Genomic DNA, 19,997 nt, shown 5'->3' with positions numbered 1-19,997 from the left:
CCCCCGCTCTGCGGCTGCGGAGGCGCGGACTTTTACCAGGATCGGATACGGGCGTCAAGGCACGTGTTCCAGTGTCATGACGTGCCTTCGCTCGCAGGGTTTATTTGAAGTACGCCCCACCGGGAACCCCCGGAAGAGCCCGGGCCGGAATCCAATCCCCGGCCCGCTCCAGAGGGCGGCTCATAAAACCCTTTCCATACCGAGTGGAGAATTCTGATGTTCGAGCGTTCTTGGACCCGTCGTATTGTTCTGGCCGGCGCCTCCGCGGCTCTGGTGGGTGGCGGCATCGCACTGCCGGCGACTGCGATGGCCGCCCCGGTCGCCGCCGCCCCGCAGCAGGCCGTGTCCTTCCTCCAGGACGACAGTGCCGACGGCATCGGCACCAGCGGCGACGCGACCGCCGGGAACACGACGGTCGGCGGCACCGCCACCAGCGGCGACGCCAGCTCCGGAGTGGGCAGCTGCAAGGGCAAGTGCACGATCACCACCGGCAACGCCACCTCCGGCGACGCCAGCGCCGACGCCATCAACACCGGCGACGCCACCGCAGTGTCCGGCGACGCCACCGGCACCGGCGGCACCGTGTCCAAGCAGGAGATCAAGAAGCAGCTGAAGGAACAGCTGAAGGCAAAGCTCGGCAAGTGAGGGCCGACAACCCCGCACGCAGCCCCCGGGAGAGCATCCCGGGGGCCGTCTGCGATGCCGCGACGCCGCAGAGGCCCACAGCCTCTCCGGCGTCGCCCTCGTGCGCCCGGGGCCTGCCGTTGCCACCCCGCGAATTCCACCGGCCGCGCCTACCAAAATCAGCCGCACCCGTCAAGCCACGTGTTCCAGTGACGTGACGCATCTCCGCTCTCAGGGTTTATTGGAAGTACGCCCTCACCGGGAACTCCCGGAAGGACACGGAACCGGAAGAAAACCCCGGCCGATTCCACCGGGCGGCCCACAGAAAATCCCCCCTTTTTTCTATACCGAGTGGAGAATTCCGATGTTCGAGCGTTCTTGGACCCGTCGCATTGTTCTGGCCGGCGCCTCCGCGGCCCTGGTGGGTGGCGGCATCGCACTGCCCGCGACCGCGATGGCCGCCCCGGTCGCCGCCGCCCCGCAGCAGGCCGTGTCCTTCCTCCAGGACGACAGTGCCGACGGCATCGGCACCAGCGGCGACGCGACCGCCGACAACACCACCGTCGGCGGCACCGCCACCAGCGGCGACGCCAGCTCCGGCGTGGGCAGCTGCAAGGGCAAGTGCACGATCACCACCGGCAACGCCACCTCCGGCGACGCCAGCGCCGACGCCATCAACACCGGCGACGCCACCGCAGTCTCCGGCGACGCCACCGGCACCGGCGGCACCGTGTCCAAGCAGGAGATCAAGAAGCAGCTGAAGGAACAGCTGAAGGCAAAGCTCGGCAAGTGAGGGCCGACAACCCCGCACGCAGCCCCGGAGCCCGCCCCGGGAACCGCCACCCGCACCACCGGATGCCGGAGAGGCCCCCAGCCTCTCCGGCATCCGCATGCTGCCCCGCAACCCGGCTCGCGGGCCTCGGCCGGGACGAGCTCTCCATTCGCCACCTCCTGCCGACAGTTCGTCGTTTGAGGTGAAAACAGAACCTATCGGGCCAAAGTGGTGAATCGTACGGAATCGGGTGGGTAGTGGCGGGTTCGCGCACCCAGCATGTCCCTTGACTTGTCGTTGTCAGCAGCATGGAAAGGGACGTTCATGGCCGACAGCAAGGCCGACAAGGCCAGGAAGGCCGCCGCGTCGATCGGGCTCGTGACCCCGGTCCGGCGTGTGGCAGCAGCCCCGTCGGCGCCCCCGGCCGACGAGGAGTGGCAGCTGCCACACGGCAGTGCCCGGGTGTACTACGGGGAGGGCCACAAGGGCGTGGTCCGGCCGGTCATCCTCGCCGACGGTTTCAACCTGGGGCCGACCGACTTCGACTGGCTCTGGGACGGGCTGGAGAACGGCCGGTTCCCGTTCATCAGCCGGCTTCGGGCCCGGGGTCGCACGCTGATCCTCGTCGGGTTCGACGAGCGCAGCGACTCGATCCTCCGGAACGCCGAGACGGCGACCGCCGCGATCATGCGCACCATCGCCGAGCAGCTGGGCGACGCCCGGATGCTCGTCGGCGGGTTCAGCATGGGCGGCATGGTCATGCGGTACGCGCTGGCCAAGCTGGAAATGCAGCGCGTGGACCACCGGGCCGGCGTCTACCTGTCGTTCGACACCCCGCACCGCGGTGCGTGGGTGCCGATCGGGCTGCAGGCGTTCGCGCACTACCTCGCCCAGGTCGACGACACGTACCTGCGGCAGATCGGCAGCCCGGCCGCACAGCAGATGCTCTGGCGGTACCTGGACAGGGTGGACGGCACGCCGAAGGAGAGCCCGCTGCGGACGGAGTTCAAGGAGCAGCTCCAGCAGGTCGGCGGGTGGCCGCGCATCCCGCGCGTGCTCGGGGTCTCCAGCGGGCGCGGGGACGGTGTGGGCAACGGCGTCCGCGCCGGGGCGAAGACGCTGAGCTGCTCCGGGCCGCTCTTCGACGGCACGTACTTCCTGGCCCAGTCGCAGGGCGACCCGGCGGAGGTGGCCGTGCTGAACGGCATCCTCGGCGGCCCGCACACGGTCACCACGCGCGGTTTCCCCGAACTGGACGGGGCGCCGGGCGGGACGCTCGAGTCGTTCGGCATCATCGGCGACGTGCTCACCGGGGTCGGCGAGGCCGTCGAGATGGCCCACCGGTCCGTGTGCTTCGTGCCGTCCGTCAGCGCGGTCGCCATCCGCGACCTGGACCGGCAGGACGACCTGTACGCAAACATCGACGAACTGCCCCCGGACGAGTCCGAGCTCGACGACTTCATGCTCTCCGGGACGAACGACCCGCACGCCGTCATGACTCCCGAGCTCGGCGAGTGGGTCCTCGACCGGCTGCCCGACTGAGCGGCGTACGGCAGCCCGCCGGCCGGGCCGGCCGGGTCCGTCCAACGGACCGGGCCGACCCGGCCGGTTCGCCGATCAGCTCTCCGCGGCGAGCCGACACGCCGACGGGGAGTGCGGACATCATGCCGCTGATCGAACTGCCGCCCGAGGCGTGGTGGCGCCGGCGTGCGTACCTCGCAGCGCATCCGTTCGCCTGACAGTCGAGCTTCCGACCACGATCAGGCCCGGACGCGGGTGCGCGAGCACCAGATCGACGCGCCACAGGTTTGAGGAGCCGGACACGGCCCGATGTGGTCGCGGCGCCGGGCAGGGCGGGGGATCATGGTGGCCGACTCGTGTGGGCCCGGCAGGGTTCGCGGCCCGGACCCGGGAGGTGCGTCGCATGACCGGTACGCCCCAGCCCTTCGCCGCGGAGGAGTACGCGGCCCGGATGCGCCGTACCGTGCAGGCGGCCGTCGGCGCCGGCCTGTCCGGGGTGGTCGTCGCGCCCGGGCCGGACCTGGTGTGGCTGACGGGGTACCGGCCGACCGCGATCACCGAGCGCCTCACCCTGCTCGTGCTCGTCCCCGGCCGGGACCCGGTGCTGGTGGTGCCGGTGCTGGAGGGGCCCGATGCGCGGAAGGCGCCCGGCGCGCCGGCCGTCACCCTGCGGGGCTGGGCCGACGGCGAGGATCCGTACGCGCTCGCGGCCCCGCTCCTCGGCGGCGGGCGGGCGGGCCGGTTCGCGATCAGCGACAGTGCCTGGGCCGCGCACCTGCTGGGGCTTCAGCGGGCGCGGCCGGACACCTCGTACGTGTCGCTCACCGAGGCCCTGCCGATGCTGCGCGCGGTGAAGGACCCGGCCGAGCTGGCCCGGATGGCGGCAGCCGCGACGGCCGCCGACGCGGTGTACGAGGAGATCCTGCACGTGCGCTTCGCGGGCCGCGCGGAGACGGAGGTGGCCGCGGACCTCGCCGCGCTGCTGCGCCGGTTCGGGCACGAGCAGGTCGACTTCACGGTGGTCGGCTCGGGCCCGAACGGGGCGGACCCGCACCACGAGGCCGGCGACCGCGTGATCGGCGACGGCGACATGGTGGTCCTCGACTTCGGCGGGCTGATGGACGGCTACGGCTCCGACACGACGCGTACCGTCCACGTCGGCGCGCCGGGCGAGGAGGAGCGGCGGGTGCACGACATCGTGCGCGAGGCGCAGGAGGCGGCCTTCATGGCGGTCCGCCCGGGCGTCGCCTGCCAGGAGATCGACCGGGTGGCGCGGTCGCACATCACGCGGGCCGGGTACGGGGAGTTCTTCATCCACCGCACGGGTCACGGCATCGGGACGACGACGCACGAGCCGCCGTACATGGTCGAGGGCGAGGCGCTCCCGCTGGTGGAGGGGATGTGCTTCTCCATCGAGCCGGGGATCTACCTGCCGGGCCGGTTCGGGGTGCGGATCGAGGACATCGTGACCGTCACCGCGGACGGCGGGCGCCGCCTCAACCGGACGTCTCACGCGATGGCGATCGTCCGTTGAGGGTGAGGGGCAGTCCGCACGGCCCCGTGACCGGAAACGTTCGCCGGGGCGTGCCCCGCTTCCCCGAGGCCGCTTAGGGTCGCCGCATGGGCGGCGTGGACTTCCGGGACGTGGAACTGGCGGCCTCCGTCATGCGCGAGGTCCTCGGCCCGCACGTCGAGGCGGACTGGTCAGTGCGGGCGGGCTCGCTGGAGTGGGGTTGCCGGGCGACTGCTGCCCACGTGGCGCACGATCTGCTGGCGTACGCCGGCCAGGTGGCGGCCCGGCCTGCCGATGCCTACCTCCCGTTCGACCTGCTCGTCCGCCCTGAGGCGGATCCGCGTGAGGTGCTGAGCGTGGTCGCTGCCTGCGCCGGCCTGCTGGTCAGCGCCCTGGCGGCGGCGGACCCGCGGATGCGGGCCTGGCACTGGGGGCCGTGCGACCCGCCGGGCTTCGCTGCGATGGGCGTCGCCGAGATCCTGCTGCACACCCACGACATCACCCGGGGCCTGGGGGTTCCGTGGCTGCCGCCGGCCCGGCTGTGTGCCGCGGTCCTGCAACGCCTCTTCCCCGATGCCCCGTCCGGCGACCCGGCCCGGGTCCTGCTCTGGTGCACGGGGCGGGGTGAACTCGAAGGCCGGGCCCGGCTCACGTCGTGGAGCTGGCAGGCGGCCCTGTCCGACTGACGGCGCCCATGCGGCGGCCCCCGGGGAGGGGCTGGCTGCCCGGGCGGGGCCAGGCCGCCAGGCCGCAACTCACGAACGGGGTGCCCCGTGACTCCATCGCGCACCCGCGCAAAGCAAACAGGCCCCGGCCTCCCTGCGGAGGCCGGGGCCTTAGTCGAGCGCTGGGCAGGCCTTGCACCTGCATCCCCCCACAGGAAGTGGGGTGCCTTTCCTTGGACCACCAACGCCAGTCCCACAGCCATTCGTCGTGGCCGCGAGTTCGAGATCAAGCATACGGCATGCGCCAGTCAGGGCCGACCGCGCGAGGGCCCGGCCCAAGTCCCTCACAGCAGCCTCTGGAACCAGGCCACGTCCCAGAACCGCCCGAATTTCCGCCCGACTTGTTCGTAGACGCCCACCGGCCGGAATCCGAAGCGTTCGTGGAGCCGCTGTGACGCCTCGTTGGGCAAGGCGATTCCGGCGAGCGCCGCATGCACGTCCTCCTGCTCCAGCACCTCGAAGAGCGCGGTGTACAGCAGGCTGCCGACGCCACGTCCCACGTGTTCCGGCGCCACATAGACGCTGGTTTCCACGGAGGTCGCGTACGCAGGCTTCGGCCGGAAGGCGCTGCTGGTCGCGTAGCCGAGGAGTTTTCCACCCTCCTCGGCCACGAGGAGCCGGTGCGGGCCTGATTCGGGATGGGACAACAGCCACGGCCGACGCTGGTCCACGGTGAACGGCTCTGTGTCGAAGGTGATCGGCGTCTCGGTAACGTAGTGGTTGTAGATCCGGGTCAGCTCTTCGAGGTCGGCCTCGGCCCCGGGCCGTATCCGTGTACCCGAGTCCGAGCCCGAGCCGGAGCCCGAGTCCGTCCCGTTTCCGTTCGCCTTCGTCGTCATCTGCGCGACGGTACGGGGCGCGCATTACGGCGTTGTTTCCGCTCGGGCCGTCCGTCGCAGCCGCACCGGGCGAACCCGCACGACACGGCGACTCCGGCGCGTGCGAGGTCAGGCGAGACCGCGCCTCGCTCGCTCGGCATCGATGAGTTCCTCGGTGAGCGCCTCCGGATCCACGGTGAACTCGGGCTCGGAGAAATCCTCGTGGTCGCCTCCCCCGCCGAGGCGCACACCCAGCTCGGCGAGCCGGGCGGCCAGGAAGGCGAACGCGCTCCGATCGTCGGGCCCGCCCTGGTACCGGGCCTGGTCGGCGGCGCATGCCTCGGCCAGAGTGCGGCCGGCCATGCCCGAGTACGAGAACTCGGTGTCGAGCGCGACGATGACGGGAGGGCGGTCCGCCGGTTCACCGGGGTGCATCCAGTAGCCGATCCAGCCCTGGTCGCACTCCGCGACGATCTTCACGTACTCGGCCATCGCCGCGGCACCGGCATTGATGGCCTGCATCTCGGGGTCGGCGAGTTCCGCTTCGCTCAGGTAGCTGGTGTCGAGGAGCGGCTGGAGGTGCCCGGGTTCGAGGAAGGTGATGCCGAGGAGCTCGCGGAAGTCGGCGCGGCCCTCCCACTGCGCCACCAGCATGGCGCGCAGGTCGTCGGGGATCGGACGGCCGCCCAGGCGCTCGCGGGAGAACTCTGCGAGCCGCTCTTCGAACATGGCCCCTCTTCACTGATCGAATTCTGATGATCGGACGACCCTAACGGCTGCCTCCGACAGCCGACCGCTCTCGGTCTCGGTCCCAGCTCGCCACATGCCTCCGTGTCGCCCCATGGACGACATGGACGACATGGACGGGCCGGGCGTACCGGGGAACGGAGCCTGAGTAAAGGAATTGCCGATGCGGTTCGGTCGGCATGGTCGTAGCATGTCACCATCTGGATGACATGCACGCCGGCGGCGAGAAGGTGACGACCATGGAAGCGCAGGACGCCCCGGTACCGGGGCCGGGACCGGGACCCGGACCGGCCTCGTTCCTGGCCGCTGCCGCGGCGCTCGGCATGATGAACGCCGCCGCCCGCACCGCCCGCCACGCACCGCCCGACGACACCGGCCAGAACAACCCGCAGCAGGCCCTGGCCGCGCTGCTGCTCCTGCGCCACCTCCGCGAGGAACTCGCCGCCTGGGAAACCGGGTTGATCGAGACCGCCCGCACCGCCGGCGCCACCTGGGCGGACCTGGCCCAGCCCCTCGGGGTGGCCAGCCGTCAGGCCGCCGAACGGCGCTACCTGCGCCTGCGGCCCGACGCCGCCGCCGGAACCGCCGCGGGCAGTACCGGCGAGCAGCGCGTCCAGGCGGCCCGCGAGCAGCGCGCCGCCGACCGCGCCGTCACCACCTGGGCCCGCGACAACGCGGCCGACCTGCGCCGCCTCGCCGGGCAGATCGGCGCCCTCGATGACCTCGCCTCCGGCGCCGCCCCGGCCATAGCCCGCCTGCTGGACGCCCTCGGCGACGACGACCCGGCCCGGCTCCTGGCCCCGCTCGCCGAGACCCGCCCGCACCTCGCGGCCGGCCACCCGGCGATCGCCTCCCGCCTCGACCGGCTCGCCGACCGCACCGACCGGCTGCGCGCCGACAGCCGCACCGACCGGCAGCGCCGTACCCCGCCCCGGCCGTGAGACCGCCGGACAAGGGCCTGCTCGGGCTCCGGTACGCAGCCGCCCCGGGCGCGCGCATGCCGTCGCGGCTGCTCACCGCGTCCAAGCGAACGCCCTGCCGACCGGCCGTCGCGAGCGCGTTGCTGCCGACGGCGCGGCGGGGCGGGGCGTGTAGCCGCCTGGGCTCCCCAGCACCAACCGTCCAACACCATCACCATCACCGATTTCGTTCCCTAAGGAGAGACCCACGTGGGTAGCAGTATCGAGACGCTGGAGTTTCAGGCCGAGACCCGTCAGTTGCTGCAGCTGGTGATCCACTCGATCTACTCGAACAAGGACATCTTCCTGCGCGAGCTGATCTCCAACGCCTCCGATGCCCTGGACAAGCTCCGCCTGGAGTCGCTGACCGACTCCACCCTCGAAGTCGACACCGCCGAGCTGCACATCACCCTCGAAGTCGACAAGGAGGCCCGCACGCTGACCGTCCGTGACAACGGCATCGGCATGAGCCGGGACGAGATCGTGGAGCTGATCGGCACGATCGCCAAGTCCGGCACCGGCCGCCTGCTGGAGAAGATCAAGGAGGTCAAGGACGCCGCCGCGGCGCAGAGCCTGATCGGTCAGTTCGGCGTCGGCTTCTACTCGGCGTTCATGGTCGCCGACCAGGTCACCCTGCGCACCCGCCGGGCCGGTACCGACGAGGGCACGCTGTGGGAGTCGAACGGCGAGGGTACGTACACCATCCAGGCCGTGGACGGCCTGCCGGTCGGCACCTCGGTCACGCTCCACCTCAAGCCCGCCGACAGCGAGGACGGGCTGGCCGATTACCTGGCCGGGTGGAAGATCCGTCAGATCGTGAAGCAGTACTCGGACTTCATCCGCTGGCCGATCAAGATGGCTGCCGAGCGTATCGGCACCGACAGCGGCACCGACAGCGGCGGCGACGCCGGCAACGACGGCGGCAGCGACAGCAACAGCGATGGCGATGGCGACGCCGTCCCCAACATGGACACGCTCAACTCGATGAAGGCGCTGTGGGCCCGGCAGCGCAGCGAGGTGTCCGAGTCCGAGTACAACGAGTTCTACAAGCAGATCAGCCACGACTGGCTCGACCCGGCCGAGACCATCCACATGCGCGCCGAGGGCACCTTCGAATACGAAGCGCTGCTGTTCATCCCCTCGCAGGCGCCGTTCGACCTGTTCTCCCGCGAGACCAAGCGCGGCGTGCAGCTGTACGTCAAGCGGGTGTTCATCATGGACGACTGCGAAGCCCTGATGCCGAACTACCTGCGCTTCGTCAAGGGTGTCGTGGACGCCCACGACCTGTCGCTGAACATCTCCCGCGAGATCCTTCAGCACGACCGCCAGATCCAGGGCGTGCGCCGGCGCCTGGTGAAGAAGGTCCTCGGCGCGCTCAAGGGCATCCAGGCGGGCGACGACGCCGAGCGTTACGCGAAGCTGTGGGGGCAGTTCGGCCGGGTCCTCAAGGAGGGCCTCCTCGAGGACGCCGACAACACCGAGGCCCTGCTGGGGCTGGTGTCGGCCGAATCCACGCACGACGCGGAGAAGACGACCACGCTGCGCGCGTACGTCGAGCGCATGAAGGACGGCCAGGACGCGATCTACTACCTGACGGGCGAAACCCGCGCGATGGTGGAGAACTCCCCGCACATGGAGGCCTTCGCCGCCAAGGGGTACGAGGTCCTCATCCTCACCGACCCGATCGACGAGGTCTGGGTCGAGCAGGTCCCGGGCTTCGACGGCCACCGGTTCCAGTCCATCGCCAAGGGCCAGGTCGACCTCGACCCGGCCGCCGACGGCGACGAGGAGACCGGCTCCGACAAGGCCAAGCAGGAACAGGACTTCGCCGCCCTGCTGCCCTGGATGGCGACGACGCTGTCGGAGCACGTGAAGCAGGTCAGGCTGTCGTCGCGGCTGACGACGTCGGCGGCGTGCATCGTGGGCGACGCCCACGACATGACCCCGACGCTGGAGAAGATGTACCGGGCCATGGGCCAGCAGATGCCGCCCGTCAAGCGGATCCTGGAGCTCAACCCCGGCCACCCGCTGGTCACCGCCCTGCGCTCGGCCCACGAGGTCAACGCGGACGACCCGGCGCTCGCGGACATCACCGAGCTCGTGTACGGCAGCGCGCTGCTCGCCGAGGGCGGCGACCTGCCCGACCCGGCCCGCTTCACCCGACTGCTCACAACCCGCCTGACCCACACGCTGTAGGCAGCGTCTCGGGTCGGTCGGTCGGTCGTCGGCGCCGATGCCGGACGCCGGACGCCGGGCGCCGGACGCCGGACGCCGGACGCCGGGCGCGTTCCTCGCTGCGCGGGGCGTGCCCGGCGCCCCGCGCGGCCCGAGCCGCCCGGTCCCGTGGCGTCGGCAGGGGCCCGGTACGGGCATTGCCCGACGACACCACCGAAGCTCGGACAATCCGCCATTTCGGCAGGTTAGTACGATGATCACTCGTCGTGCCCGTGATCGCGCTGGTGGGTCGAGCGACGAGGCGTGGGAACGGATACGGCACCGCCACCGCCGGACCCATCCCTGAACGCCCGTAAGGAACGCACCGCATGACGACACAGCAGCCCCCCGGGCCCACCGGCCGCCGGGCGCGTACGGCCACCACGGCCAGTACGGCGCCTACGGCTCGTACCGCCGGGGGGACCGCCACCCGGGCGCTGCCGTCCCCCCACCGGCGGAACCCGCGGTGAACGACCCCCAAGGCCTGGGCTTCTACCTACCCGGCGCCGTCCTCCTCCTCGCGACGCTCCTGAAGCTGCCCGCGCTCCGGCGCAATCCTGGCGACGAGCTCCTGCGTTCCGTGTGTGCCCTGCTCGCCCTCGCGACGGCCGTGTTCGCGTTCACCGCGATACCGAGCCTCGTCGCCGTCAACCGGATCACCGGCGTCCCGAACGCCGCGGCGCCCGTCGTCTACTCCCTCATCACGGCCTTCTCCGGGGCCAACATCGTCCTCATCCTCCACTGGAGCCGCGGCGCCGCGGACGCCGACGGGGAGCGGACGCGCCGGCGGGCCCGGCTGTGCGCCGCGGTGACGGTCGCCGTGATCGTGGCCATCAACACCCTGTTCGTCCTCGGCGACACCCCCGTGGAGCGCCTGCGCGACCTGGACACGTACTACGCCAACACCCCGTTCATCAGGGAGACGATCCTCCTCTACCTCACCGCGCACACCACCGCGGCCGTCACGATGACGGTGCTGTGCTGGCGGTGGGCCCGGGAGGTGCGCGGCGCGCTGCGCGCGGGGTTGGCGCTGATCGTCGTCGGATACGTGCTCAACCTCTGCTACGACGTCGCCAAGTTCGCGGCGGTCGGGGCGCGGTGGGCGGACCGCGACTGGGACGTGCTCGCCGTCGAGGTGGCGCCGGCCTTCGCCTCCGTGTCGGCGCTGCTGATCGCGGCCGGGTTCGTGCTGCCGCTCGTCGCGGAGCCAGCGGTGAGGCGGTGGCGGATGTGGCGCCGCTACCAGCGGCTCCGGCCCCTGCACGAGGAGCTGCGGGTGGCGACCACGCGCAGCATCGACCTGTCCGCCGGCGGGGGCTGGGTGCCGATCGAGATCCGGCTGACGCAGCGCGAGTCGGACATCCACGACGGCATCCTCACCGTCATCCCGTACCTGCGGGCAGAGCTGCGCGAGCGGGCGCTGCACAAGGAGCTGGCGGACGGGCGCCCGGTGGAGGAAGCCGCGGCCGTGGCGGACGCCGCTGCGCTGGTCAGCGCTGTCGTGTACTGGGAGCGCGCCCGGTCCGAAGCCTCCCCGAGCCCTCTGCCCCGGGCGGCCGCGGACGCGGTCCTGACCTCGCCGGGCAGCCCCCAGGGGCTCGTCAGGATGTCGCTCGCGCTGTCCCGGTCGGCCACCGTCCGCTCCTTCCGCCGATCCGCCCTCGAAGAAAGCAGCACGACGACCCGATGACACCGCCCCCTGCCGCAGACCTTCCCCGTGTCGTCGTCCTGGGCGGAGGCCTGGCCGGCACGCTGGCCGCGGCGGCCCTCGCCCCGTACGCAGGTGACGTACTGGTCCTCGAACAGGACAGCACCCTTCCCGAGACCCCGGCGCCGCGGGCCCGGCTCCCGCAGGCCGCCCACGCCCACATGCTGTGGGCCGGCGGGGCCGAAGCCGTGGAGGAACTGCTTCCGGGTGTCGTCGAGGACTGGCTCGCCGCCGGCGCCCACCGCGTCCCGATCCCGAACGGGATGGTGTCGTTCTCGCCGGCGGGCTGGTACCGCCGCTCGTGGGCCGAGACCCACTACCTGATCAGCGCCGGCCGGGACCTCGTCGACTGGGCCGTACGCAGTCGGGTCCGGCAGCTCGCGCGCGTCCGGATCCGTACGGGCGTGAGGGTCACGGGGCTGACCGGGGACGCAGTGCGGGTACGCGGCGTCCACCTGCTGAACGGGGAAGGGCGGCGCGAGCTCGTCGAGGCGGACCTCGTCGTCGACGCGGCGGGCCGCGGCTCACGCAGCACGCAGTGGCTGCGCGACATCGGCGGGCCGACGGTCCGCGAGACCGTCGTCGACGCGGGCGTACGCTACGCCAGCCGCCGCTACCGGGCACCGGAAGGCGCCGAGAAGGACTGGCCGGTGGTGCACGTCGCCGCCGACCCGCGCCGGAGGCAGCCCGGGCTCGTCGCGACGATCATCTCCATCGAGGGCGGCCAGTGGCACGTCAGCCTCTCGGGAACCCGCGGGGCCGAGCCCTCCTCCGGCGAGGAACTGTTCGAGGACTTCGCGCGGCGCGTCCGCCACCCGCTCGTCGCCGAGCTGCTGGCCCGTGCGGAGCCGATCAGCGGGGTCACCGTGTTCGCCCGTACCGCCAACCGCCGCCGCTACTTCGAGCAGTCGGACATGCCGGCGGGCTTCGTCGCCCTGGGCGACGCCGCCACCAGCCTCAACCCCGTCTACGGGCACGGCATGTCCGTCGCCGCCCTCAGCGCCGTGGCGCTGCGTACCCAGGCCGCCGCCCGAGCCCCCCTCTCCTCCCCCGCCTTCGCGCGGAAGACCCAGGCCGCGATCGCCCGGGCGGCGTCGGCCGCCTGGTCACTGGCGGTCGGCCAGGACCGCTTCTACCCGGGCTGCATCGGCGGGAGGCCCACCCTGACGGACCGGCTGCGAGCCCGGTACACCCACCGCCTCACCCACGCGGCCACCGGCAACGGGCTGGTCGTCCGGAAGCTCACGGACGTGATGACCATGCGCGAGCCGGCCCGCGTCCTGGCCGCGCCCACCGTCCTCCTGGCAGCCGCCCTGGGCCCCCGCCGCACCCCCCTCGACGGCCCCGAACTGACCCCTCACGAACGCGAGATCCTGTCCCGCCCACCACTGCGCACACCGCAGCCGAACGGAGCCTAGGCTCCGTTCACGCCCGAGTCCGAGCCCTACGCTCGCCTGCGCTCCGCTGTCACCCGTCCGGAACCAAGCCCCGTGAGACGGGCGAAGGCCATCGGATGTGACGCAACGGACGCGATGCCGGACCGACACCGAGGAGTTCCCGGTCGCGGCCGTCCGGGGCATCCGGGGCCGGCTGCCGCGCGGCGGCTCCGCGTGTCGGCCCGGGGCGGGATATCAGTGGTCGCAGGCGGCGGTCGGCGGTGGCCGCCACTGGTCGGAAAGGCGGGAGTCCGGTGGCCGTCAAGCCCGTTCCCGAGGGATATCCGTGCGTCACGCCGTACCTTTGCTGCGACGGGGCCGCCGCCGCGATCGACTTCTACGTGTCCGTGCTCGGTGCGAGCGAGCGGATGAGGATGGCGGCGCCCGGCGGCAAGATCGGCCACGCCGAGCTGGATCTGGGCAACTCCGTCATCATGCTCGCGGACGAGTACCCGGAGATGGGATTCCGCTCGCCCAAGGCCGTCGGAGGCTCTCCCGTCACCTTGCACGTCTACGTCGAGGACGTCGACGCGGTCTTCGCCAAGGCCCTCGCCCAGGGCTCCAAGGAGCTGCGGCCGGTCAGGAACGAGTTCTACGGGGACCGCACCGGTCAGATCGAGGACCCCTTCGGCCACCGCTGGAACCTCGCCACGCACGTGGAGGACGTCCCGCAGGAGGAGCTGGAGAAGCGGGCCGCGGCCGCCATGCAGAACGGCAGTTGACCGCCCCCGACCGGTCCCGTCGGCCCGGTCGAGTCACCGCGTCGGCGCCGGAGCGCGGCCAGTGCCGGGGCGTCCACCCGGGCCCCGCGGGGCGGGGCAGCAGCCAGGTGGGGAACTCGGCGGCGGCCCGCTCCGGATTGCCGCCGGTCGCGCCGAAGAGGCCCTCGGCGGCCGTGGCGTAGGCGGCGAGCACCGCGTCCCGGGTGCCGGCCGTCTCCCACATCAGCAGGTCGATCCGGCCCTCGCGCAGCATGCGGCCGGCATGGTCGGCCGCGATCTGGGTCTTGCCGGTCCCGCCGAGGCCCGTGATCACCCAGGACGTCAGGTCGCCGTCGCCATCGCCGCCTGCGTCCGTGCGGGCCGGATCGGCGAGGTCCACCGCCAGTTCGCGGCGCCGGAACCCGTCGGCGCGGTGCGGCGGCAGGCCGACGACGTACGGCCAGGCGACGGGGGCCGGGGGTGCCGGGAAGTGGATGTTCTGGACGTTCCCGAAGCCGAACTGTACGGCGGTCGGCCCGCGCTGAACCAGCTCCCCGCCGGGGCGGCAACGGACCGCTGCCCGTCGGCGGCGCTCGCGTCGAAGGCCGGCGCGAACGGTGCGGCCGGGGCGCCCGCGCCGACCGGGGCGCCCGGTTCAGCCGGCACCGGCCGGTTCGGCGGGGCCGGAGGCTGACGGGGTCACCCGGTGGGCCGGCCGAACGTGACCTCCTGGGTGTTGCCGTCGCCCACCTGCACGGCCGTCGGTCCGGAGAAGGTGTTGTGCGTGATCTCGATCCGTCCCGCTGCCGCCGCCGCGGTGTGCTGGGCCACGAGCGCCCGCAGTTGCTCGGCCAGGGCGCCCCGCTCCGCGTCGCCGACGCTCTCCAGCAGGCCCGCGAAGCGGGTCTGCCAGATGATCTCCTGCTGGATGCGCGCCGCGGCCGCCTCGGGCCGCCCGGACGCCGCCAGGGCGGCCGCGGTCGCGTCGAGGTGCTCCAGCTCCGACCGCTCCCGGCGTGCGTCCCCACGTCCGAACAGCCGGGCCGTCCGGGCCCGCGTCTCCTCCCAGAGCGCCGTTCCGGCCTCCTCCACGACCGCCGTCCCGCCCGCAGTCGCCAGTGCCGTCAGTGTTTCAGCCAGCATGTGCTCCCCCTTGCATCGATGCGTCAGCTGCCTTCCATCGGTCCCGGGTCCCCTACCCAGCCGTCAACCGCCCTGCACACCGCACCTCACCGGGTTCGGGGGCCGCGCGGACGGGAAACGTACAGCGGCAGGGTTGGTCCGTCTGGGGAGGGCGAAATGACCGATCTGTGGCCAGGGGAGAGCACCAACGCCGTCGTCACCGGGGTCGAGGCGGTGGACGGGCCGTCCCTGATGGCCGTCCACCTCCAGACTGGGGGAACGCGCCACTACCTCGTCCTGCGCGGCCGGATCGGTCCGGTGTTCAGCAGCAAGAACGCCCCGGACCGCGACAACGCGGTCCAGCGGATCACCGCCGCGGTCGAGGCGGTCCACAAGTAACCCGCCCGTCCCGTGTGCCCCGTGCCTGCCGGGTGAGTGGGCGGACGGGCGGGCACGGGGGGGCCGAGGAGCGGTGAGTGCCCACTCGGGCAAAGGCCCTGTCCACGCACTGGCAGGGCCCAACGTTTTCAGACCCATCCATCGGCATGCAGCGGAAACAGCAGGAGGACGACATGCTGGCTGAGGCTTTGACGGCGCTGGCCGCGGCAGGGGGTGCCGCCGTGGTGCAGGCGGCCGGCACCGATGCCTGGGAGGGGCTGCGCAGTCGGCTGGCGCGGTGGTTCGGCCGCGGGGACGCCGAGCGGGAACGCGGCGAGCTGGAGCGTCTGGATCGCAGCGCGGCCGAGGTCACGGCCGCTGACGACAGCACGGCCGACCGGGTCGGGGCGCGGCAGGAGACCGTGTGGCAGACCCGCATCGAGACCCTGCTGGAAAGCCTGGACGACCAGCAGCGCGACGAGGCAGCCGCACTGCTGCAGGAACTGCTGGAGCAGGCCGCTCCCCCGTCCTCAGGTGAGGCTGCGGGGGTGTCCGGCAACACCTTCAAGGGCCCGACCGCGTTCCAGGTCGGCAACAACAACCGGCAGGATGTCCGCTTCGGCACCCAGGCATGACCCTGCCGACGCGGGGCCGGTCGGCGAGGACGGTGTGCGGGGCGATACGCCGGGTGCGGGGGTCAGCCTTCGATGCCGGTGGCGGTGTGGGCGGCGCCGACCGGTTTGGCAGGCAGGGCGCGGCGACGGTCCAGGTGGGCAGGTACCGGCTGACGGCGGCCGGCGGCGCCGGGGCCGGGCCCGGCTCGGTGCCGAGCGGGCAGCGGAGGCCCACGAACACCGATAGGAACCGAAAAGGGCTGTTTCGGGAGGAATGCTGTGACAGACTCGTAGTACGACGCCGCTGGGGGCCTTCCTGCACCTCCTCCTCACGGCCACCATGACGACCGTGTACTCCGCCTCTCTCGGGGAGTGGCCCCGCATCCTCGCCAAGCGAGGAGGACGGCATGCACACCTCCCATGACCCCCTACCCCGGCCCAGCGACCCTCCGCCGGGCTTCGCACCCAACTGCGTCGGCCACGACTTGGTGACCCGGGATGCCGACCACGGCGACGGCATCTGCGTCCTGCGCCTGACCGGTGAATTCGACATCGACACCGTCGCCCCCCTGCGCCGGGCGTTGACGGAAGCGGCCCACGACGCCCACATCCGGCGGACCGTCCTGGACCTGTCCAAGGTGATCTTCGCGGACTCGTCCATGCTCCACGCACTCCTGGACTCCCGCGCCTGTCAGCACCTGATCCTGGCCGGCCCGACCCCGCGCCAGCTCCAGCATTTGTTCGAGCTGACCAGCACCAGCCGACTCTTCACCTTCGCCCCCAGCGTGGAGGCCGCCCTCGCCTGAACCCGATGCCCGCGCCGTGGACCAGCGACACGCTGCCTCGGAGGGGATCATGGGGCCCATGGGAAAGCTCATCCACTTCGTGCACCAGTCCCTCGACGGCTACATCGAGGGTCCGAACGGGGAGTTCGACTGGCCCGTGATGGGCGCGCAGCTCTCCGCGTACTCGAGGGAACTGACCCCCGAGGGGACGGTCTTCCTGTACGGCCGCAAGGTCTGGGAGTTGATGGTCGGGTTCTGGCCGAACGCCGAGCAGCTGTCCGACGACCCGCACGACCTCGCCTTCGCCCCGGTCTGGCGCGCGGCACCGAAGGTCGTGGTCTCCAGCACCCTGGAGACGGCCGACTTCAACACCCGGATCATCTCCGGGAACGCCGCCGAGCAGATCGCCGACATGAAGGGCTCCGGCACGGACCTGGTGCTCTTCGGCGGTGCCGAGCTCGCCGCCTACCTCACCCGGCACCGGGTGATCGACGAGTACCACGTCGTCGTACACCCGCTGCTGCTGGGCGGAGGGCGGCCGGCGTTCCCGGCCGGCGCGCACCGCACGGGCCTGGAACTGGCCGACACCCGCGCCTTCGACGGCCGCACGGTCCTGCTCCGCTACCGGCTCGCCTCCTCCGCCGACGCGGCATAGCCGCCCCGGCCTCCCCGCCGGCGGGTGCTCGAAGTCGAACGGCGTCGGCCGGGCCCGCCAGCGGCGCATGGGGCTGCGGGTGCTGGGCTGCTGACCTGCCGGGATATATGTTGTGCCTTCCATCGGGGGACGACATACGGAGAATGGGCATGACGCAGAACAGTGGGCCGGGGCAGTACGGAGGCGGCTGGGGTGGGGCCCCGCAGTGGGGGTACCCGGCGCCGGCGGCGCCGCAGCCGGGGGTGATACCCCTGCGCCCGTTGGAGCTCGGGGAGATACTCGGCGGGGCGTTCGCGACCATCCGCGGCCACTGGAAGCAGCTGGCCGGTGTCATGCTGGCGGTCCTGGCCCTCGTCCTGCCGGTCATGGGTCTGGCCGCGGGCATCGCCGTGGCCTCGGTGTACGACCACTTCGAGCCCGTCTTCAACCCGCCCTTCGGCGAGGAACCCGCCTCCGAGGACGTCGTTCCGCTGCTCGTCTCGGGCGGGGTGCTGTTCGTCGTGCTCCTCGTCGTGGGGGTGTTCGGCATGGCGGTGCTCGCCGCGCTCTGCCCGGCGGTCCTCAAGGAGGCGGTGACGGGCCGCCCCACCACGTTCCGCACGATGTGGCGCGCCGCCGTCCGGCGGGCTCCCGCGGTGGCCGGCGCCACGATCCTCGCCGGTCTGATCGCCGGCCTGCCGATGTTCGCCGCCCTGGCGGTGGGGATTCCGGTGATGGTCGCCTCGGCCGCCGCCTCCGACGACAACCCGCCCGTGCTCATCGGCCTGCTCCCCGTACTGATGCTGGCCGCCCTGCCGGCGACCGTCTGGCTCAGCAACCGGTTCGGCCTGGCCTCGGCCGTGGTGGTGCTCGAGGACTCGGGTCCGGTCGCCGCGCTGCGCCGCTCGACCGCACTGGTCCGGGGTGCCTGGTGGCGGATCTTCGGCATCACCCTGCTCGGCGGCCTGATCGCGGGGGCGATCGGGTGGGCGATACAGCTGCCGTTCAACTTCATCGGCACGTTCGCGCTGATCCCCGCCATGGCAGGGCTGCCGGAGGACGGCGGCCCGTCGGCCGGGCTGATCGCCGCCCTGGTGTTCGCCTTCCTCCTCGTGCTCTTCGGCGGCGCCGTGGGCCAGATGTTCCAGATCGGGTTCACGCAGCTGGTGGGCGCCCTGCTGTACGTCGACCAGCGGATGCGGCGCGAGGGCCTCGCCGAGGCGATCCTCGCCGACGTGGCCGCCGGGACGGGTACGGCGCCCGGGGCCCCGGCGCCGTCCGCGGCGCCGCCTGCGCCCGCGGCACCGGCCGCGCCGCCCGCGCCGCCGCAGCCCGGCGATTCGACCGACGGCCGATAGGCCGTCAGCCCGGGCCGCCGCCGCCCCTCCCGCCGAGGGAGATCGCCTCGGCGGGGGCTTCGCCCCCCTCGTTCGCCCGGCCGCACTCCACGCTGCGGCCGGGCGTCGTCCGCTACTCCGCGTACCGCCGCCCGCTCGCGTTCGCCGTGGCCGGGGCGGCTGCCGCAACCCGGCCGCGGGGCCGGGCTCGGCCTACTTGGCTCGGGGTCAGGGTCGGGGGACCGTGAGGTACGGCATGCTTCCGGGGCGGCTGATCCTGACGCTGAGGACCGTTCCGTAGCGGGCGCGGACGGCCGGGACGGAGTCCGGCCGGGGCGGGTCGATGCGGCACCGGGAGTAGACGAGGCCGGCCGGGGGGCAGGTGGGCGCGTCCTTGCCTTCGACCTGGCTCGATGCGGCCGGGTGGTCCGGGAGGGGTGGATGGTCCCAGGTGATCTCGAGGCCCCCGTCCTCCGAGACGAGGGACGGTGCGGGCATCCACCTCCCGTCCGGGAACACGCCGCGCGAGCGGTGGTACTCCAGCGCATGGTCGAGGGTGCCGCCGCTCGCGCTGCCGGGGCCGTTCACGTTGGCCTGCCACAGGGTGACGTCCGCGGCATCGATGCGCCGCAGCACGTCCGTGACCTCGCCCTCGACCCCGTACACGGCGTTCACGCTCATCGAGCAGGTCAGCAGATCGATGCCGGCCGGCTCGAGGAGGTTCCCCTTCGCCGGTCCGGCGCAGTGGTCGTCGAGTTCGGTGTACGCGTGGTGCAGTCCCTCCACGCGGTTCAGCCGTTCGAGGAACGCGCGCAGGCGGGTCTCCTCCGCGTTCCGTTCGTGCTGTGCGTCCGCTCCGTTGGCGGTGGCCCGCAGTTCTGCGATGCCGGGCTGCGGCTGCGGCTTCAGTGAGCAGGCGCTGGTCATGGTCATCACCGCCGCGCACGCCGCTGCCACCGCCGTGGCCGTTGCGGCCGGCATGCCGGTGCCCGGTCTTCCACGACGCCGGCCCAGCCGCCGCCTCGAGTCCTCCATGCTGCCCACCCCCAGGTCTGCCGGCCCGACGCCTCGATCGCGATCTCGGTCTCGAACTCGGTCTCGAACTCGGTCTCGGTTTCGGTCTCTGCAACACGTTCCGCCGCTTGAGGTTCTTGGCGAACGCCACCTCGGACGCATGGTTCGCGGCCCCGGTTGCAGGCACGCAGAGTCGCCGCCGGCGCATCCGCGTCATGCGGGTAGCCGATTCCTCCCGGGGCCGGAGCTCCGGGCTTCGCTTCCTCGACAGAACCAGGTGAATGGAAAACTGCCTGGGGGGGGGGGGGGGGGGGGGGGGGGGGAGGGGGAGGAGGGGGGGGGGGGGGGGGGGGGGGGGGGGGGGTGGGGAGGCAG

General features: G+C 72.4%; 20 protein-coding genes. 16 read left to right on the top strand and 4 right to left on the bottom strand.

The features are described 5' to 3' along the window. The first annotated feature begins 216 nt into the window (after positions 1–216). The 5 genes from AC068A_RS12345 to AC068A_RS12325 all read left to right on the top strand — a co-directional run bounded on the left by AC068A_RS12345 (position 217) and on the right by AC068A_RS12325 (position 5,116). Entirely contained in the window at positions 217–645 is a 429-nt protein-coding gene (locus AC068A_RS12345; RefSeq protein ID WP_478584073.1) for a hypothetical protein, read from the top strand. 343 nt (positions 646–988) lie between these two features. Beyond that, positions 989–1,417 carry a hypothetical protein gene (locus tag AC068A_RS12340; RefSeq protein ID WP_478584072.1) on the top strand — a complete coding sequence of 143 codons (429 nt, stop codon included), beginning with the start codon at positions 989–991 and terminating at the stop codon, positions 1,415–1,417. Between the two features lie 303 nt (positions 1,418–1,720). After that, positions 1,721–2,938 (top strand): esterase/lipase family protein, encoded by a 1,218-nt coding sequence (locus AC068A_RS12335; protein ID WP_478584070.1) that lies wholly within the window; start codon positions 1,721–1,723, stop codon positions 2,936–2,938. Positions 2,939–3,320: 382 nt separating this feature from the next. Further along, on the top strand, positions 3,321–4,451 hold the full coding sequence (locus AC068A_RS12330; RefSeq protein WP_478584068.1) for an aminopeptidase P family protein: 1,131 nt from the start codon (positions 3,321–3,323) through the stop codon (positions 4,449–4,451). Between the two features lie 86 nt (positions 4,452–4,537). Continuing rightward, positions 4,538–5,116: a maleylpyruvate isomerase N-terminal domain-containing protein gene (locus tag AC068A_RS12325; protein ID WP_478584066.1), complete on the top strand. Its 579-nt coding sequence runs from the start codon at positions 4,538–4,540 to the stop codon at positions 5,114–5,116. 323 nt (positions 5,117–5,439) lie between these two features. On the opposite strand, the gene AC068A_RS12320 is transcribed toward AC068A_RS12325, so the two are convergent. Continuing rightward, on the bottom strand, positions 5,440–5,994 hold the full coding sequence (locus AC068A_RS12320; RefSeq protein WP_478584064.1) for an N-acetyltransferase family protein: 555 nt from the start codon (positions 5,992–5,994) through the stop codon (positions 5,440–5,442). 108 nt (positions 5,995–6,102) lie between these two features. Further along, positions 6,103–6,702 (bottom strand): hypothetical protein, encoded by a 600-nt coding sequence (locus AC068A_RS12315; protein ID WP_478584062.1) that lies wholly within the window; start codon positions 6,700–6,702, stop codon positions 6,103–6,105. A 257-nt stretch (positions 6,703–6,959) separates the two neighbouring features. On the opposite strand from AC068A_RS12315, the gene AC068A_RS12310 reads away from it, so the two are divergent. The 6 genes from AC068A_RS12310 (at position 6,960) to AC068A_RS12285 (ending at position 14,432) form a co-directional block, all read left to right on the top strand. Then, on the top strand, positions 6,960–7,661 hold the full coding sequence (locus AC068A_RS12310; RefSeq protein ID WP_478584061.1) for a type III effector protein: 702 nt from the start codon (positions 6,960–6,962) through the stop codon (positions 7,659–7,661). Between the two features lie 228 nt (positions 7,662–7,889). Beyond that, complete coding sequence (gene htpG / locus AC068A_RS12305; protein WP_478584059.1) at positions 7,890–9,875, top strand: molecular chaperone HtpG; 1,986 nt, start codon at positions 7,890–7,892, stop codon at positions 9,873–9,875. Positions 9,876–10,359: 484 nt separating this feature from the next. Beyond that, a complete protein-coding gene (locus tag AC068A_RS12300) occupies positions 10,360–11,583 on the top strand; it encodes an MAB_1171c family putative transporter (protein WP_478584058.1) in 1,224 nt (407 codons plus the stop codon). Next, positions 11,580–13,019: an NAD(P)/FAD-dependent oxidoreductase gene (locus AC068A_RS12295; RefSeq protein ID WP_478584056.1), complete on the top strand. Its 1,440-nt coding sequence runs from the start codon at positions 11,580–11,582 to the stop codon at positions 13,017–13,019. Before AC068A_RS12300 ends, AC068A_RS12295 begins: the two co-directional genes overlap by 4 nt. Before the next feature lie 272 nt (positions 13,020–13,291). Continuing rightward, positions 13,292–13,759: a VOC family protein gene (locus AC068A_RS12290; RefSeq protein WP_478584054.1), complete on the top strand. Its 468-nt coding sequence runs from the start codon at positions 13,292–13,294 to the stop codon at positions 13,757–13,759. Positions 13,760–14,021: 262 nt separating this feature from the next. Continuing rightward, complete coding sequence (locus AC068A_RS12285) at positions 14,022–14,432, top strand: hypothetical protein (protein ID WP_478584052.1); 411 nt, start codon at positions 14,022–14,024, stop codon at positions 14,430–14,432. 5 nt (positions 14,433–14,437) lie between these two features. Here the strand turns inward: AC068A_RS12285 and AC068A_RS12280 are convergent, their stop codons facing one another. After that, positions 14,438–14,881 (bottom strand): hypothetical protein, encoded by a 444-nt coding sequence (locus tag AC068A_RS12280; protein ID WP_478584050.1) that lies wholly within the window; start codon positions 14,879–14,881, stop codon positions 14,438–14,440. 156 nt (positions 14,882–15,037) lie between these two features. Here AC068A_RS12280 and AC068A_RS12275 point away from each other — a divergent pair, with 156 nt between their 5' ends. From AC068A_RS12275 to AC068A_RS12255, 5 genes are all read left to right on the top strand, one after another. Beyond that, positions 15,038–15,259, top strand: coding sequence for a hypothetical protein (locus AC068A_RS12275; RefSeq protein ID WP_478584048.1), 222 nt, complete (start codon positions 15,038–15,040; stop codon positions 15,257–15,259). A gap of 173 nt (positions 15,260–15,432) precedes the next feature. Further along, on the top strand, positions 15,433–15,873 hold the full coding sequence (locus AC068A_RS12270) for a hypothetical protein (RefSeq protein ID WP_478584046.1): 441 nt from the start codon (positions 15,433–15,435) through the stop codon (positions 15,871–15,873). Positions 15,874–16,259: 386 nt separating this feature from the next. Beyond that, a complete protein-coding gene (locus AC068A_RS12265; protein ID WP_478584044.1) occupies positions 16,260–16,658 on the top strand; it encodes an STAS domain-containing protein in 399 nt (132 codons plus the stop codon). A 58-nt stretch (positions 16,659–16,716) separates the two neighbouring features. Continuing rightward, entirely contained in the window at positions 16,717–17,292 is a 576-nt protein-coding gene (locus AC068A_RS12260; protein WP_478584042.1) for a dihydrofolate reductase family protein, read from the top strand. Positions 17,293–17,441: 149 nt separating this feature from the next. Beyond that, positions 17,442–18,629, top strand: coding sequence for a DUF7847 domain-containing protein (locus AC068A_RS12255; RefSeq protein ID WP_478584040.1), 1,188 nt, complete (start codon positions 17,442–17,444; stop codon positions 18,627–18,629). A gap of 207 nt (positions 18,630–18,836) precedes the next feature. Here the strand turns inward: AC068A_RS12255 and AC068A_RS12250 are convergent, their stop codons facing one another. Further along, a complete protein-coding gene (locus tag AC068A_RS12250) occupies positions 18,837–19,589 on the bottom strand; it encodes a hypothetical protein (protein ID WP_478584038.1) in 753 nt (250 codons plus the stop codon). Positions 19,590–19,997 lie beyond the last annotated feature (408 nt).

It is taken from the genome of Streptomyces sp. NPDC043854 (assembly GCF_056436005.1).
The sequence above is the reverse complement of the archived record's forward strand: the minus strand, read 5'-3'. Positions and strand labels throughout refer to the sequence as shown.

Excerpts from the sequence above, each read along its gene's own strand:
- AC068A_RS12310 (WP_478584061.1), top strand. The coding sequence starts at position 6,960 with ATGGAAGCGCAGGACGCCCCGGTACCGGGGCCGGGACCGGGACCCGGA.
- AC068A_RS12335 (WP_478584070.1), top strand. The coding sequence starts at position 1,721 with ATGGCCGACAGCAAGGCCGACAAGGCCAGGAAGGCCGCCGCGTCGATC.
- AC068A_RS12315 (WP_478584062.1), bottom strand. The coding sequence starts at position 6,702 with ATGTTCGAAGAGCGGCTCGCAGAGTTCTCCCGCGAGCGCCTGGGCGGC.
- AC068A_RS12255 (WP_478584040.1), top strand. The coding sequence starts at position 17,442 with ATGACGCAGAACAGTGGGCCGGGGCAGTACGGAGGCGGCTGGGGTGGG.
- AC068A_RS12275 (WP_478584048.1), top strand. The coding sequence starts at position 15,038 with ATGACCGATCTGTGGCCAGGGGAGAGCACCAACGCCGTCGTCACCGGG.
- AC068A_RS12285 (WP_478584052.1), top strand. The coding sequence starts at position 14,022 with ATGGTCGGCCGCGATCTGGGTCTTGCCGGTCCCGCCGAGGCCCGTGAT.
- AC068A_RS12325 (WP_478584066.1), top strand. The coding sequence starts at position 4,538 with ATGGGCGGCGTGGACTTCCGGGACGTGGAACTGGCGGCCTCCGTCATG.
- AC068A_RS12295 (WP_478584056.1), top strand. The coding sequence starts at position 11,580 with ATGACACCGCCCCCTGCCGCAGACCTTCCCCGTGTCGTCGTCCTGGGC.
- AC068A_RS12260 (WP_478584042.1), top strand. The coding sequence starts at position 16,717 with ATGGGAAAGCTCATCCACTTCGTGCACCAGTCCCTCGACGGCTACATC.
- AC068A_RS12340 (WP_478584072.1), top strand. The coding sequence starts at position 989 with ATGTTCGAGCGTTCTTGGACCCGTCGCATTGTTCTGGCCGGCGCCTCC.
- AC068A_RS12330 (WP_478584068.1), top strand. The coding sequence starts at position 3,321 with ATGACCGGTACGCCCCAGCCCTTCGCCGCGGAGGAGTACGCGGCCCGG.
- AC068A_RS12270 (WP_478584046.1), top strand. The coding sequence starts at position 15,433 with ATGCTGGCTGAGGCTTTGACGGCGCTGGCCGCGGCAGGGGGTGCCGCC.
- AC068A_RS12280 (WP_478584050.1), bottom strand. The coding sequence starts at position 14,881 with ATGCTGGCTGAAACACTGACGGCACTGGCGACTGCGGGCGGGACGGCG.
- AC068A_RS12265 (WP_478584044.1), top strand. The coding sequence starts at position 16,260 with ATGCACACCTCCCATGACCCCCTACCCCGGCCCAGCGACCCTCCGCCG.
- AC068A_RS12345 (WP_478584073.1), top strand. The coding sequence starts at position 217 with ATGTTCGAGCGTTCTTGGACCCGTCGTATTGTTCTGGCCGGCGCCTCC.
- AC068A_RS12320 (WP_478584064.1), bottom strand. The coding sequence starts at position 5,994 with ATGACGACGAAGGCGAACGGAAACGGGACGGACTCGGGCTCCGGCTCG.
- AC068A_RS12250 (WP_478584038.1), bottom strand. The coding sequence starts at position 19,589 with ATGCCGGCCGCAACGGCCACGGCGGTGGCAGCGGCGTGCGCGGCGGTG.